This is a genomic window from Rhodococcus sp. P4_C10 (genome assembly GCF_056402135.1).
This window is the reverse complement of the sequence record NZ_JBFUHZ010000012.1, coordinates 31849-46510: the sequence shown is the minus strand read 5'-3', so window position 1 is coordinate 46510 and position 14662 is coordinate 31849. Positions and strand designations below refer to the sequence as shown.

At 69.6% G+C, this 14662-nt stretch carries 16 protein-coding genes; 9 read left to right on the top strand and 7 right to left on the bottom strand.

Going from position 1 to position 14662, the window contains the following annotated elements; translation table 11 throughout:
* Positions 1-13: 13 nt before the first annotated feature.
* Positions 14-241 (top strand): YgaP family membrane protein, encoded by a 228-nt coding sequence (locus AC1DWC_RS11045; protein ID WP_477842849.1) that lies wholly within the window; start codon positions 14-16, stop codon positions 239-241.
* A gap of 5 nt (positions 242-246) precedes the next feature.
* Entirely contained in the window at positions 247-1029 is a 783-nt protein-coding gene (locus AC1DWC_RS11040; protein WP_477907975.1) for a sulfite exporter TauE/SafE family protein, read from the top strand.
* A gap of 7 nt (positions 1030-1036) precedes the next feature.
* On the opposite strand, the gene AC1DWC_RS11035 is transcribed toward AC1DWC_RS11040, so the two are convergent.
* Together AC1DWC_RS11035 and AC1DWC_RS11030 are read right to left on the bottom strand one after the other, a co-directional pair.
* Positions 1037-1417, bottom strand: coding sequence for a DsrE family protein (locus AC1DWC_RS11035; RefSeq protein WP_477907973.1), 381 nt, complete (start codon positions 1415-1417; stop codon positions 1037-1039).
* Positions 1418-1468: 51 nt separating this feature from the next.
* Positions 1469-2956: an HD domain-containing phosphohydrolase gene (locus AC1DWC_RS11030; RefSeq protein WP_477908079.1), complete on the bottom strand. Its 1488-nt coding sequence runs from the start codon at positions 2954-2956 to the stop codon at positions 1469-1471.
* Between the two features lie 150 nt (positions 2957-3106).
* Here AC1DWC_RS11030 and AC1DWC_RS11025 point away from each other — a divergent pair, with 150 nt between their 5' ends.
* Both AC1DWC_RS11025 and AC1DWC_RS11020 read left to right on the top strand, forming a co-directional pair.
* Positions 3107-3859 (top strand): TetR/AcrR family transcriptional regulator, encoded by a 753-nt coding sequence (locus AC1DWC_RS11025; RefSeq protein WP_477907971.1) that lies wholly within the window; start codon positions 3107-3109, stop codon positions 3857-3859.
* Between the two features lie 4 nt (positions 3860-3863).
* Positions 3864-4286 carry an HIT family protein gene (locus tag AC1DWC_RS11020; RefSeq protein ID WP_477907969.1) on the top strand — a complete coding sequence of 141 codons (423 nt, stop codon included), beginning with the start codon at positions 3864-3866 and terminating at the stop codon, positions 4284-4286.
* 37 nt (positions 4287-4323) lie between these two features.
* Here AC1DWC_RS11020 and AC1DWC_RS11015 read toward each other — a convergent pair whose 3' ends face one another.
* Complete coding sequence (locus AC1DWC_RS11015) at positions 4324-4974, bottom strand: class I SAM-dependent DNA methyltransferase (RefSeq protein ID WP_477907967.1); 651 nt, start codon at positions 4972-4974, stop codon at positions 4324-4326.
* A gap of 134 nt (positions 4975-5108) precedes the next feature.
* Between AC1DWC_RS11015 and AC1DWC_RS11010 the strand changes: the two genes are divergently transcribed.
* Positions 5109-6551: an HNH endonuclease signature motif containing protein gene (locus AC1DWC_RS11010; protein ID WP_477907965.1), complete on the top strand. Its 1443-nt coding sequence runs from the start codon at positions 5109-5111 to the stop codon at positions 6549-6551.
* Between the two features lie 74 nt (positions 6552-6625).
* Entirely contained in the window at positions 6626-6796 is a 171-nt protein-coding gene (locus AC1DWC_RS11005) for a hypothetical protein (RefSeq protein ID WP_477907963.1), read from the top strand.
* A gap of 42 nt (positions 6797-6838) precedes the next feature.
* Here the strand turns inward: AC1DWC_RS11005 and AC1DWC_RS11000 are convergent, their stop codons facing one another.
* From AC1DWC_RS11000 to AC1DWC_RS10990, 3 genes are read right to left on the bottom strand one after another with little or no spacing between them, the layout of a single operon-like run.
* A complete protein-coding gene (locus AC1DWC_RS11000; protein WP_477907961.1) occupies positions 6839-7477 on the bottom strand; it encodes a hypothetical protein in 639 nt (212 codons plus the stop codon).
* The gene (hisS, locus tag AC1DWC_RS10995; RefSeq protein WP_477907959.1) at positions 7464-8744 is read right to left on the bottom strand and encodes a histidine--tRNA ligase; all 1281 of its coding nucleotides are present in this window, start codon (positions 8742-8744) and stop codon (positions 7464-7466) included. The genes AC1DWC_RS11000 and hisS overlap by 14 nt, the downstream gene beginning before the upstream one ends.
* 51 nt (positions 8745-8795) lie before the next feature.
* Entirely contained in the window at positions 8796-9476 is a 681-nt protein-coding gene (locus AC1DWC_RS10990) for an MBL fold metallo-hydrolase (protein ID WP_477907957.1), read from the bottom strand.
* Positions 9477-9700: 224 nt separating this feature from the next.
* On the opposite strand from AC1DWC_RS10990, the gene AC1DWC_RS10985 reads away from it, so the two are divergent.
* The 3 genes from AC1DWC_RS10985 (at position 9701) to AC1DWC_RS10975 (ending at position 12250) form a co-directional block, all read left to right on the top strand.
* A complete protein-coding gene (locus AC1DWC_RS10985) occupies positions 9701-10570 on the top strand; it encodes a peptidylprolyl isomerase (protein ID WP_477907955.1) in 870 nt (289 codons plus the stop codon).
* Entirely contained in the window at positions 10567-11367 is an 801-nt protein-coding gene (locus tag AC1DWC_RS10980; RefSeq protein ID WP_477907953.1) for a peptidylprolyl isomerase, read from the top strand. The genes AC1DWC_RS10985 and AC1DWC_RS10980 overlap by 4 nt, the downstream gene beginning before the upstream one ends.
* Before the next feature lie 271 nt (positions 11368-11638).
* Positions 11639-12250: a DUF1707 SHOCT-like domain-containing protein gene (locus AC1DWC_RS10975; RefSeq protein ID WP_477908077.1), complete on the top strand. Its 612-nt coding sequence runs from the start codon at positions 11639-11641 to the stop codon at positions 12248-12250.
* Between the two features lie 66 nt (positions 12251-12316).
* Here AC1DWC_RS10975 and AC1DWC_RS10970 read toward each other — a convergent pair whose 3' ends face one another.
* Entirely contained in the window at positions 12317-14647 is a 2331-nt protein-coding gene (locus AC1DWC_RS10970) for a RelA/SpoT family protein (RefSeq protein ID WP_477907951.1), read from the bottom strand.
* Between the last annotated feature and the right edge of the window lie 15 nt (positions 14648-14662).

The following is a 14662-nucleotide window of genomic DNA, read 5'->3' as shown; positions in this document are numbered from 1 at the left end:
GGCACCGACCGTCATGACAGCACTCCCCCGACACCACGGCTGGACCATCGAACGGGTGGTTCCGCTGCTGGGCGGCACGGTCGTGCTGCTCAGCGTGGCACTGGTACTCGCGTTCTCCGCCTGGTGGCTGATTCTCACCGCGTTCGTCGCCGCGAACCTCCTGCTCTACAGCGCGGTGGGCTGGTGCCCGATGAGCCTGCTGCTCCAGCGCCTCGGGATCCCGCGGATCAACGGTCGCTGACCGAGATGACGCTCACGATCGCGCTGGCCCTCGCCGCCGGCGCAGCCATCGGCGTCCTGCTCGGACTCCTCGGCGGCGGCGGATCCATCCTCGCCGTGCCGGTGCTGGTGTTCGCCCTGGGCCTCGACCTCGACGAGGCGATCCCGATCTCGCTGATCGTGGTCGGCGCCGCCTCCGCCGTCGGGGCCGTCCCCAAGATCCGCGCGCACCTCGTGCAGTGGCGGCTGGCGGCGGTGTTCGCCGCCGCCGGTATCCCCGCAACCTTCCTCGGCAGCGCCCTGGGACGGCAGCTACCGCAGACCGTCGTGATGGTCGGGTTCGCCATGGTCATGGTCGTGGCCGGCGCCCGCATGCTCGCCGACACCGGTGACACCGGCACCGCATGCAGGGTGGGCAACTCCGGCATCAACTGGCGCCGCTGTGCGTCACGCTCGATCCCGGCCGGCTTCGCCGTCGGTGTGATGACGGGGCTCTTCGGCGTCGGCGGCGGATTTCTCATCGTCCCCGCGCTGGTACTCATGCTGGGTGTCGAAATGCGGATCGCGGTGGGAACGTCGCTGCTCGTCATCGTCGCGAACTCCGCCGCCGGCCTCGTCGCGCAGGTGGGCGGCGGCGTCACGGTCGACCCCGCCACCACGATCGGTTTCGCCGGCGCCGCGATCGCGGCCTCCCTGATCGCCGGTCGGTTCGGCAGCCGCGTCGACACCCGCAGACTCCAACACTGGTTCGCCTACCTGGTGTTCGTCGTCGCCGCCTACGTGCTGCTCGACACGCTCGTGCTGAGTTGACGGCGCGTCAGTAACTGAAGGTGACCACCGGGTCGGTGTCGATCCACTTCCACATCACCACGGTGCCGCCCACCTCCGCGTTCGGGACCAACGCCTCGCTGTCCAGATGCTTCGCGTCGAAACAGATGGGACAGACCAGGTATCGGCCGCCCGCCGCCGCGTAGCGTGCGGCCAGTTCGGGCAGCGGCGGGCATCCGTCGCAGGCCACGCCCTGCAGGGTCCCGCGCAGGACCAGGCGTACCGCCTCCTTCGTCAGGAACATCAGCGTCTCGCGGCCGTCCTCCGCCGCACCGACGGCGACCAGGAAGGCCACCGTCACCTTCTCCGCGTCCTCGAGGCCGGTCGTCAGACTGATCACGGCCTTGGGTCGTCCTCCGTTGTTCGTCATGGTGTCGACTCTTCGCCGCCGCGCCCGGATCGGCATGGGGCAACTGCCCCATCAGTCGGACGAAGCGTGCACCGGCGGACGCACCAGCCCGTGGTCGATCGCGGCCAGGCTGGCCTGCGTCCGGTTGCCCACCCCGAGTTTGAGGTAGATGTGCTCGACGTGATTGCGCGCCGTCTTGGCCGCGATCGACAGGTCGGTGGCGATCTCCCGGTTTGACCGGCCGTACGCCAGCAGCCGTAGCACCTCCACCTCACGGTCGGTCAGGCCCGCGGGCCACGGACGCGCCCGGTCGATGCGATGGCCGGCCACCGCGAGCACCGCATCCACCGCCTCGGCGTCGAGGCGTCCCTCCCGTGCCTCCGCACGCAAGCGGTCCGCGGCCAGGTCCGGCCCCATCGCCGGCCGGTACGGGCGGGGCTCCAGCCAGCCCTGGTACGCCTCGGCCGCCCCGAGCAGCCGGTCGGAGACCGACAGGTTGGCGCCGCGGACCCCGCGTGGGAATCCCGACCCGTCGAGCCGCTCGCGGTGCGCGGCCGCGATCGCGACGATCGGTTCGAGACCGACGACCCGACCGAGGATCCGTCCGGTGAGGTAGGGGTAGAGCCGGAGCCGTTCGAACTCCGCGGCCGTCAACGGGCCGGTCTTGTCCCAGACCGAGTTCGAGACGCCGATCCGGCCGAGACCGTGCACCAGGCCGGCGCGGTAGAGAACGCCGGCATCGGCCGGCCCCATCCCGGCGTGCCGGGCCGCTGCGGCGACCAGGTCGGCCACCGCCGCGGCGTGACCGACCAGCGCCGGGCACTTGAGGTCGACGAAGGCGCCGAGCTCCCGGAGCAACCCGTCGAGCTCCGCCTCCGACAGCTCCCGGTCGCCGTCCGGCGCCTGCGCGAGCGACTCCGTCCACACGTCGCCGGTGAGCAGGCCGTCGAGAATCTCGTCGGCGTGTTCGGTGAAGGTCTGTGCGACCGACGGACAGAACGCCCGGCCCGCCCTCGCCTGCACCACGGCCACCGCCTGCGCGACGCCGCCCGCGCGCAGGTGCACCTCGGCCACGTCCGCCACCTGCGCGATGCAGGCCACCTCGGGTACGTCCGGTCCCCGCGCCCCGGTCGGCAGCCCCGCACCGTCCCAACGCTCGAACATCGCGCCGACCACGGCGGCCACGTCCTCACCCAACCCCACGCGGTCGGCCAGTGCCCCGGCCGAGGCGCAGTGCGAGCTGATCAGTTCCGACATGCGCGAACGGGCGGTCACCGCGAACGCCGCCCGGTGCATGGTGCGCTCCCACAGCGGCAGTCCGGAACCGGTGTGTTCGAGCATCAGACGCAGGAAGGGCAGGCCCGCGCGGTCGACGTGGTAGGTGTCGGCTCGGAAGCCGATGTCGTCGCCGAACGCGGCCGCGATCTCGGGCGAATCCGCGTGACAACCGATCCAGGCGATCAGGGTCCCGTAGTAGACCGCGCCGCGGGCCCGGGCGTCCATCCCGCAACGGTCGGCAAGCCTGGTCGCGATCAGCGAGGAGCGCAGCATGTGCTCCATCGGCTGACCCAACCCGAGGTCGATCGCGAGCGACAACGCGGCGAGCAGCTCGGCCCGCCGCGGTCCGGCAGCGGACCCGTGTCGCGTCACGGTTACATCCTCCCCCACAGGGTCCCCCGCCGTGGGATCCGACTCTGACAGGATGAGGCCGTGACCACCGCCGGACCGGGCCGCCCACGGCTGACCAAGCAGCGTCGGCCGGGCGGGACCGCGCAGGCTGAGATCCTCGACGCGGCGGCGGAACTGTTCACCACCCGGGGGTTCTCCTCCACCTCGACGCGCCAGATCGCGGAGGTGGTCGGGATGCGTCAGGCCTCGCTGTACCACCACTTCGCCACCAAGGACGACCTCCTGGTGGCGCTGCTGGAGAAGACGGTATCGGCCCCGCTGCGGCTGGCCTCGCGCCTCGCCGAGCGCGACGAACCGGCCGCGGTCCGGTTGTATGCGCTGGTCCTGTTCGACGCCGGGCAGCTGATGTCCGGACGGTGGAACCTCGGTGCGCTGTACCTGCTGCCCGAACTGCGCACCGAGCGGTTCGCCCAGTTCCGCTGGGAGCGGCAGATGCTGCGCCGGCGCTACGGCGCCCTCGCCGCGGCCGTGCTGGGGCAGCTGGACTCCGCCGACACCGCCCGCGCGGGCCTGCCCTTTCGCATCGTCGAGAGCGTGATCAACGAACGCAGTGACACGGAGGCCGGGGACACGGAGGCCGGGGACACGGAGGCCGGGCACATGGAAGGCGGCGACGTGGAGGGGGACGACATAGGCGGCGACCAGCCGGGCATCGGGACCGACTCGCCCCAACTGCTCGCCGACGCGGGCCTGCGGGTGCTGGGGTGGACCGACGTCGAATCGCTGCGAACACCGGCCGGCGCACTGCTCGCAGAGTTCGCGGCCGAGGCCTGAGCCGGTGGGCGGCGAGTGCGTCTTCTGTGGCGTGGTCGAGCACGCCGCTCGGGCTCACATCGTCTTCGAGGACGCCGACACGGTCGCCTTCCTGGACCGGCGGCCGGTGTTCAAGGGCCACGTGTTGCTGGTGCCGCGCCGGCACGTCGCGGTCCTGGCGGACCTCCCGGCCGAGCTGATCGCGCCGCTCTTCGCTGTCGCGCAACGCCTCTCGTCGACTGTCGTCGATACACTCGGCGCGCAGGGGTCGTTCGTCGCCGTGAACAACGTGGTCTCGCAGAGCGTGCCGCACCTGCACGTGCACGTGGTGCCGCGAACCAAGGGTGACGGCCTGCGCGGCTTCTTCTGGCCGCGAACGAAGTACGCCGACGAGGTCGAGGCCGCCGACTACGCCGCGCGGCTCGGTGCCGCGATGCGCGCTGGCTGAATTTCGTCCGCCTCGCAATTGTCCGGTGTCCGTTCGACTACTCGGAGGGCTTGCGCGCCATCAGGTATGCCTGGCGTTGCTTCTCGGGAGGCGTGGGCTGCCGCAGGAGCTGCGCATGCACGTCAAAGCCGGCCTCCCGAAGGAGCCCGACGATCAGGTCGGGCGACAGTCGATACACGTCGTAGGACACCGTGTGCCCGTACGCCTCCTCGAGCCGGACGCGTTCGTCACCGACCTGGAATGCGAGCGCCAGGTGGCCGCCGGGCCTCAGGGTCCGGTGGAACGCGGCGAAGACCGCCGGCAACAGCTCCGGCGGAGTGTCGATGATCGAGTACCACGCGACAATTCCCGCGAGGACACCGTCTTCCAGGTCCAGCTCCGTCATCGAGCCCACATCGAACCGAAGCTCCGGATGGTCGCGGCGGGCCACCGCGACCATCTCGGGCGAGAGATCGACACCGAACGCACCGAGCCCCAGAGACCGCAGGTGCGCCGTCACCCGGCCCGGCCCGCATCCCAGGTCCGCGACGGGACCGTCGCCCGCGTCGTGCACGAACTCCGCAAACGTTGCCAGCATGGCCCGGTCGAACGGCTGGTCCGCGAGCATGCCACGAACGAGCTCGGCATAGTCCACCGCGACCGTGTCGTACGCGGCCCGCGTCATGTCCAAGCAGGAAGGTCCCGTCATGCGGAGGACCATATTCCCAACGACCGACATCATCGTGGGCCAGTGATTCACCGATCGGCATCACACACCTTTTGTACACTTAACCAGGCAAAACATCATTGTGATCGAATACGCGTGCGAGTAGAATTCGATGTATGAAACTCGACGCCATGCTCACCGACCCCGCCGGGGTCGAGGCATGGCGACTCGACGAAACCGAGATACTTGCGGCGGTGCCGGAGCTGGTTCAGGACATGCGCAGACGCGACGCGCTCCTCGTCCGACTCGTCCACGAGGCAGACCAGCGCTGCCTGCCCGAACACGTCGGCGCCGCGGACACCACCGCCTGGCTCGCCGGCGTCACCCGGATGCACCCCGCCCACGCCGCGCAGATCGTCCGTCTCTCCCGAGAAATCCCCCTGCACCCGCAGGTGGCCGAGGTGCTGGACGAGGGATGGATCGAACTCGGTCACGTGCAGGTGATCGTCAACTTCCTCGGCCGCCTCGCGAAACTCACCCGCGACTTCGACATCGACCCGGCACCCGACGGGACCGACTGGGAGCACCCGGACCCGAACAGCGGACGGGCCGACGACTGCGAGGCCTACCTGCTCATCGCCGCCCGCGTCGAGGACCCCGCACAGTTGCGCAAGCGGGCCCGCGAGATGGAGATCTTCTTCGAATGCGACAGCGATCTACCGTCCGACGCAGAGAACCCCGAACTGAACGAGTTCCACGCCTCCAGCACCCTGGGCGGGCGGGTGCTCGTGAAGGGCAGCTTCGACGCCGAGTCCGGCGAGGCCCTCCAGACCGCGTTGTCCGGGCTGTCCAAGCCGCACCCGGGCACCGACGAGCACGGGCAACCCGTCCGGGACGACCGCTCCGCAGCCAAGCGCCGCGCCGACGCCCTCGAACAGATCATCCGCGGACACCTCGACAACGCACGCGGACCGCTCGAAGGCGGCGAACGACCCCACGTCACCGTCACCATCGACGTCGACGCACTCAAGGACGCGGTCGCCGCGACCGCGCCGACCCCCGCGACCGGGGCCTGGTCCGGAACAGGCTGGGACTACCACTCCGACAACGCAACCGGACCCGTCGGCGGCCAACGCTGCGACGGCTGTTCAGACGTCAGGCCGCCGCGGCACTACCGCCGACGCCGCCACGCCACCATGCCCTGGGCCGGCCCCATCTCCGCCGCCACCGCCGCCCGCATCTCCTGCGACGCGTCGGTCACCGCGATCTTCGTCGACCGGAACGGCAACCCCCTCGACGTCGGCCGAACCACCCGCATCATCTCCCCGAAACTCCGCAAAGCCCTGGTCGCCAGGGACTGCGGCTGCGCCTTCCCCGGGTGCGGCCGACCCGCCGCCTGGACCGACGCCCACCACATTCGGCACTGGTCCAAGGGCGGACCCACCGCCCTGGCCAACCTCGTGCTGCTCTGCAAGAAGCACCACACGATCATCCACAAGAACCACTGGGCAGTGCAGATCGAATCGGACGGATTCCCGTCGTTCACCCCGCCAGCATGGGTGGACCCGATGCGAAGACCGAGGCCGGCACACAACCGGCGCGCGATCCACGGGGTCTGATCCAAGGCCCGAATACTCACCCACAACCGGTCTGCGCCGTGCTGGTGGCGGACACTGCAGCTAGAGTGGCGCGCATGTCTGCCATGCACGAGGTTCCCAGCACCGACAACGCTGTTCGTCGTCCGCCAACCCACGCCGAGGCAATTGCCGAGTTCCGCGAGATGGCCGAACGACACCCCGAGTTGGACATCGACATCGACGCCGTACTGGCATCCGTCCGTTACGTACGAGGCGAATCCGACTGACGGTCGGCCACCACCGGCCCGCCGGGCCGACCCCGAGCCCGGTCAGTCGGTGAGACCGACGACCTCCTGGTCGGTGAGCACGGTCTGCGGCACCCGGCCGGCATCCTTCGCAAGGTGCACGGCCCGATACAGCGGACGCTCCTCGAGTCCCGCGCCGCGGGCCTCCGCCCGCAGCTGGGCGACGAGCACCGTCGACATCGCCAACGCGGGCGCCAACTCACTCGAGACCAACGCGTCGGCCAGCGACCGCAGCCCGAGAACCTCGAGCTCGCGCCCACCGTCCTCGGTGTAGAGGGCCAGCGGCACCGACAGCACGGTGTTGCCGTCTCCGACCCGCAGGATCAGCTGACTGACCCGGGCCGCGCGCACCTGCAACTCCGTGGTCACCGCGGCGGAAAGATCCACCGACTTCGACCGCAACGCGCTCTGGGCGTGGATGACGTTGCCGCTGATCCAGATTCGACGGCGCAGGGTCAGGAGCGCGGACAACGCGGTGGGCAGCGCCACGATCGCGCCGACCAGCACCCCTGTCCACAGCGAGGTGAAGACCCCGACCACCGCGCCGACCACGACACCGAGCCCGACCGCCACCGCCGCGACCTTCCGCAGCCGAGGCGCGATCAGGGACGCGGGAATCAGGTCCAGCGACACCGGGCCCGCGGCCGCGTCACCCTTCGCCAAGGAACGCCCCGACCTGCGCGACCACGTCGTCGAGCGGCACCGGCCGCTGGTCTCCGGTCGCCAGGTCCTTGAGCCCGACCACGCCCTCCTCGAGGTCCCGCTCGCCGAGGACCAGCGCCAGCCGGGCGCCGGAGCGGTCGGCGGCCTTCATCGCGCCCTTGAGTCCACGGCCGCCGTAGGCGATGTCCGTCCGGATTCCGGCCTGCCGCAGCTGCGCCGCCACCACCACCATGCGGGACCGCGCCTCGTCACCGAGCGGCACGCCGAATACCTCGCAGCGCGCCGGGCTCGCGACCGTCTTGCCCTCCGCGGCGAGCGCGAGCACGGTGCGGTCGACGCCGATGCCGAACCCGATGCCGGACAGCGGCTGACCGCCGAGCTGTTCCATCAGTCCGTCGTAGCGGCCGCCGCCGCCGATCCCCGACTGCGCGCCCAGGCCGTCGTGCACGAACTCGAAGGTGGTCTTGGTGTAGTAGTCGAGCCCACGCACCATCCGCGGGTTCACCACGTACGGGACGCCGAGCGCGTCGAGGTGCGCGAGCACCTCGTCGAAGTGCGCCTTCGCCTCCTCCGAGAGGTGGTCGAGCATCAGCGGGGCGCCGGCCGTCATCTCCCTGACGTGCGGGCGCTTGTCGTCCAGCACGCGCAGCGGGTTGATCTCGGCTCGCCGACGGGTGTCCTCGTCGAGGTCGAGGCTGAAGAGGAACTCCTGCAACAGCTCTCGGTACTGCGGTCGGCAGGTTTCGTCGCCGAGCGAGGTGATCTCCAGGCGGAACCCGTCCAGGCCGAGGGACCGGAATCCGGCGTCGGCGATCGCGATGACCTCCGCGTCGAGGGCGGGGTCGTCGACGCCGATCGCCTCGATGCCCACCTGCTGCAGCTGCCGGTAGCGGCCGGCCTGAGGACGCTCGTAGCGGAAGAACGGGCCCGCGTAGCTGAGTTTGACCGGCAGCTGGCCGCGGTCGAGGCTGTGCTCGATGACCGCCCGCATGACGCCGGCGGTGCCCTCCGGGCGCAGCGTGACCGAGCGGTCGCCGCGGTCGGCGAAGGTGTACATCTCCTTGCTGACCACGTCCGTGGACTCGCCGACGCCGCGGGCGAACAGTCCGGTGTCCTCGAAGATGGGCAGCTCGATGTGCCCGTATCCGGCGAGCCGCGCGGCCCGGGTGAGGCCGTCGCGGACCGCGACGAACTCCGCGGACGCCGGCGGCACGTAGTCGGGGACGCCCTTGGGGGCCGAGAATGCGGTGTTACTGGGCTTGCTCACGTTTTCCACTATTCCTTAAACACGGAGGCGCGACAGACAGGGAGGCGCGACTTACCTGGAGTCGGCCAGTCCGACCAGGAACGGGTTGGCCACGCGCTCCTGCCCGATCGAACTGGAGCCGCCGTGGCCGGGCAGAATCGCGGTGTCGTCACCCAGGACCAGCAACTTGGCCGCAATCGACCGCAGCAGCTGCTCGTGGTCGCCGCCCGGCAGGTCGCTGCGCCCGATCGAACCGGCGAACAGCGTGTCCCCGGTCAGCGCCACCTGCACCGGACCATCCGCGGTGGCCGCCGTCGTCCGCAACACCACCGAACCCTGGGTGTGCCCGGGGGTGTGGTCCACCTCGAACCGGATGCCGGCCAACTCCAGCACGTCACCGTCCGCCAGTTCGCGCACGTCGGCGGGCTCACGGAACTCGGCGTCGCCGATCATCGCGGCCAGCGCGGGACCGGTGCCGCGCAGCGGGTCGCTGAGCATGTACCGGTCCTCGGGGTGGATGTAGGCCGGGATCCCGAACTTCTCGCACACCGGCGCCACCGACCAGGTGTGGTCCAGGTGTCCGTGGGTCAGCAGCACCGCCGTCGGGGTCAGTCCGGACTGGTCGAGGAACTCGACGAGTGGCGCGGTGGCATCTTGACCGGGGTCGACGACGACGCACTCGGTCGAGTCGTCCTGCGCCAGGATGTAGCAGTTCGTCTGAAAAGCTCCGGCCGGGAATCCGGTGACGAGCACGGCAATCGCTCCTTGGTGGCGGTGGCGGGGAAACAGGTGTTACTGACAAAGCCGGTCCAGAGGGACCGGCTACAGCCTAGGCTGCCAACCCGTCAGCATGCTCACAGGTTCTAATGGCAGACTTTGACAGCGACTGACCAGTGGGCGTCATGCCCTACATACGAGGGCCGCTCGTCCCGCCGCGCGGGGCGGCGCGCCCGTGCGGTTACCGGAGGTATGCAGTAGTGCCGAGCAATGAGCAACGTCGCCAGGCCGCCAAACGGAAGCTGGAACGACAGCTCGAGCGCCGGGCCGAGCAGGCCCGCAAGCGCAAGCAGATGACCATCGGAGCGTCCGTGTTCGGCGCCGTACTCGTGGTCGCGGCCGGAGCCGTCGTCTACAACCTGACCAAGGGCGACGACAGCGCAGACATGTCCACCACCGCGGCGAGCAGCGCACCCCAGGAGGCCGGTGTCATGCCCGCGGGCCGCGCCGAGGCCCTGCCCGCGACCGTGGACTGCACCTACATGCCGGACGGTCAGGCCCCCGCGAAGCCCGCGAACATGCCGAACGCGAGCGCCGTCTCCGCCGAGGGCACCGTCACGGTCAACCTGGACACCACCCAGGGACCGATCGGACTCGACCTCAACCGCGCCGAGTCCCCGTGCACGGTCAACAGCATGGTCAGCCTCGCGGAGCAGGGCTACTTCAACGACACCCCCTGCCACCGGCTCAGCACCACCGGCCTGAAGATCCTCCAGTGCGGCGACCCCACCGGCCAGGGCACCGGCGGACCCGGCTACGGCTTCGTCAACGAGTTCCCCACCGACCAGTACAGCCCCGACGACCCGAACCTGGGTGAGTCCGTGACCTACGGGCGCGGCACCATCGCGATGGCCAACACCGGCCAGCCGGGCAGCAACGGCAGCCAGTTCTTCCTGGTCTACGACGACTCCCCGCTGCCGCCGATGTACACCGTCTTCGGCACCATCTCCGACGAGGGCCTCGCCACCATCGAGAAGGTCGCCGCGGCAGGCGACGACGGCTCGATGTCCGCGGGCGGCGGCAAGCCGAACACCCCGATCCAGATCACCACTGCGAGCGTGGCCGCGTGAAGCGCACCCTGATCGTCGCCGCGGGCGTCGGCCTGGCCCTGGTGACAGGCGCCTGCTCGAGCAGCACCGACAACTCCGCCGGCGGATCCTCGGCCACGTCCGCCACGACGTCCGCCACCGCGTCCGGCACCACGATCAACCCGCCGGACCTGTCGTCCTACCCGAAGCTCCCCGCGGTCACCACGCCCACCGAGGGCACCGCGGCCTGCTCGTACCCGGCCAGCGGCCAGCCGGTCAAGCCGGTCACCCCGCCGCCGTCGGCCGGCGTGCAGGCCGAGGGCACCGCCGAGGTGACCATGACCACCTCGCAGGGCCCGATCGGGCTGAGCCTGAACCGCGCCGAGGCGCCGTGCACGGTGAACAGCTTCGTCAGCCTGGCCGAGCAGGGCTACTACAACGACACGCCGTGCCACCGCCTGAGCACCAGTGGGCTTTACATCCTGCAGTGCGGCGACCCGTCCGGCACCGGCCGCGGCGGACCGGGCTACGGCTACCTCAACGAGTACCCGTCCAACCAGTACACCGCGGCGGATCCCGCCGGTCAGCAGCCCGTCGTGTACCCGCGCGGCACCATCGCGATGGCCAACACCGGCCAGCCGGGCAGCAACGGCAGCCAGTTCTTCCTCGTGTACGAGGACTCCCCGCTGGCTCCGCAGTACACGGTGTTCGGCACCATCTCCGAGGAGGGCCTCGCCACCATCGAGAAGGTCGCCACCGCAGGAAACGACGAGTCGATGCCCGCGGGAGGCGGCAAGCCGAACACCCCCGTGCAGATCGAGAAGGTCACCGTCGGCTGACTGAATCGCCCGACCGGGCGGGTCGAGAACTGCGACGACTTGTTGTCACGGGCCGTTGAAACGAAGGTCTCCTGTCGTGGAGTGGTGTTGCACGGACACCCACCCGCCGACTGGAGACCTTCGTTCGTCCCGATGCCCACCGGCACGCGACACTCCGATCGCCGTGCGGCCGCTGCGGTCGTACGCGGCGCTTTCGATCGCCCGCGCACGAGGTCATAGGATTCTCCGTTGACGAATCCGACAATCCGCTCACAGAGAGAGTCGTTACGTGATGGACGAACCCGACCGCGAAGACCTTCTACTCAGCGATGACGAGCGCCTGCACGCCTTGAATGTCATCGGCGAGCACTACGCCGCCGGACGGTTGGACGGAACCGAGTTCTACGACCGCTCGGAAGTAGTCGCCTCTGCACGCACTCTCGATGCAGTCCGCAGTGCTTTCCGAGGACTTCCTGGCGGACTGCCACTCGAGCTGGTCGACGGGCACCTTCGGAAGATCCCGGTCAGCGGAAACACCCCGGCAACGAGGAACGGCGACACCGTTGCTTCACGAACCGCATCACGCAGTCCCGAAGAGGAGCTTTCCTCCCTCCGCAGACGCGGGGACTTGATCGAGACGCTCGACGGGGCGATCTTCGGTATCACCCTCGTGACTTTCCTTGTGCTGCAACTGATCGTCGACTGGGACTACGCCTGGGTCGTCTGGCCGTCACTGGTGCTCACTCTCAGCATCCCCCGGATGATCCTCAGGTTCGGCGACACCGATGAGGAGATCTACGAGGAGCTGAAGGACTCGGAAGCCACCTCACGCAAGAAACGCCTCCGTGAGGCCGCCGATCGGATACACGAGCTCGAAACCAAGCAGGACCCCGAGAAGATCTGAGCGGCCCGAGGTGGCACGGATCACGCGTTCGAGTCGAGATCCACCTCGGCGCAGGCGCGTGAGCGCCTACGCCGCGCTGGTCAGCCGGTAGACGTCGTAGACGCCCTCGACATTGCGCACCACGTTCAGCACGTGGCCGAGGTGCTTGGGATCGCCCATCTCGAAGGTGAACCTGCTGATCGCGACCCGGTCACCGGAGGTGGTCACCGAGGCCGAGAGGATGTTCACCTTCTCGTCGGCGAGCGCCTTGGTCACGTCGGAGAGCAGCCGGTGCCGGTCCAGGGCCTCGATCTGGATGGCCACCAGGAACACCGACGACGCCGACGGCGCCCACTCCACCTCGATGATCCGCTCGGACTGCTCCTTGAGCGACGACGCATTGGTGCAGTCCACCCGGTGCACGCTCACAGCGCCGCCACGGGTCACGAAACCCATGATCTCGTCGCCCGGTACCGGGGTACAGCACTTCGCCAACTTGGCGACCGTTCCCTCGGCCCCGGGCACCAACACCCCGGAGTCGGTGGTCCGACGCGACCTCGTCGGCATCGTCGACGGGGTGGCCCGTTCGGCCAGCTCCTCCTCGACGTCGCCGACGCCACCGAGGTGCGCGACCAGCCGCTGCACCACGTGCTGCGCCGAGACGTTGTGCTCCCCCACCGCCGCATACAGCGCGGAGACGTCCAGGTACCGCAGCTCGTGCGCGATCGCCGACATCGACTCGGCGCTGAGCAGCCGCTGCAACGGCAGGCCCCCGCGCCGCACCTCCTTGGCGATGGCCTCCTTGCCCGCCTCCAGCGCCTCCTCGCGGCGTTCCTTGGCGAACCACTGCCGGATCTTCGTCTTCGCGCGCGGCGAGACGACGAAGGTCTGCCAGTCCCGGCTGGGCCCGGCGTTGACGGCCTTGGAGGTGAACACCTCCACCACCTCGCCGTTCTCCAGCGTCCGTTCCAGCGCGACGAGCCGGCCGTTGACCCGGGCGCCGATACAGCGGTGCCCGACCTCGGTGTGTACGGCGTACGCAAAGTCCACCGGCGTCGACCCGGCGGGCAGCGTCACCACGTCGCCCTTCGGGGTGAAGACGAAGATCTCCTTGACCGCCAGGTCGTAGCGCAGCGACTCGAGGAACTCCCCCGGGTCCGCCGCCTCCCGCTGCCAGTCGAGCAGCTGACGCATCCACGCCATGTCGTCGACCTCGGCGACGTCATTGGAGTGCTTGCCCTTGGTCTCCTTGTAGCGCCAGTGCGCCGCGATGCCGAACTCGGCGGTGCGGTGCATGTCGCGGGTGCGGATCTGCACCTCCAGCGGCTTGCCCTCCGGCCCGACGACGGTGGTGTGCAGCGACTGGTAGACGCCGTAGCGGGGCTGGGCGATGTAGTCCTTGAAGCGACCCGCCATCGGCTGCCACAGCGAGTGCACCACGCCGACGGCGGCGTAGCAGTCTCGGACCTCGTCGCACAGGATCCGCACGCCGACCAGGTCGTGGATGTCGTCGAAGTCGCGGCCCTTGACGATCATCTTCTGGTAGATCGACCAGTAGTGCTTGGGCCTGCCCTCGACCACCGCGCTGATCCGGGACGCGGCCAGGGTGGCGTTGATCTCGGCCCGCACCTTCGCCAGGTAGGTGTCGCGCGACGGCGCCCGGTCCGCGACCAGACGCACGATCTCCTCGTACTTCTTGGGGTGCAGGATCGCGAAGGACAGGTCCTCGAGCTCCCACTTGACCGTGGCCATCCCGAGTCGGTGCGCAAGCGGCGCAATAACTTCCAACGTCTCGCGCGCCTTGCGTGCCTGCTTCTCCGGCGGCAGGAAGCGCATGGTGCGCATGTTGTGCAGCCGGTCCGCCACCTTGATCACCAGCACCCGCGGGTCCCGCGCCATCGCGATGATCATCTTGCGAATGGTCTCGCCCTCGGCCGCGCTGCCGAGCACCACCTTGTCCAGCTTGGTGACGCCGTCGACCAGGTGCGCCACCTCGTCACCGAAGTCCTCGGTGAGCTGCTCGAGGCTGTAGCCGGTGTCCTCGACGGTGTCGTGCAGCAGCGCCGCGACCAGCGTCGTGGTGTCCATGCCGAGCTCGGCGAGGATGTTCGCGACGGCCAGCGGATGGGTGATGTAGGGGTCGCCGGAGCGACGTTTCTGGCCCTCGTGCCGCTCCTCGGCGACGTCGTATGCACGCTGCAGAGGCGCCAGGTTCGCCTTGGGGTACAGGTCGCGATGCACCGCGACCAACGGCTCGAGCACCGGCTTGACCACGGTGTTGCGCTGCGCCGTGATCCGGCGTGCGAGCCGAGCCCGCACCCGCCGCGACGCCGAGGTGGGCACCGCGGGCGTCGTGCCCTCCGGAGTCGAGCCCTGTCCACCGTTTCCGGACCGCGACCTGTCGAGGTTCTGGGTCATCTCCGTCACCTCCCA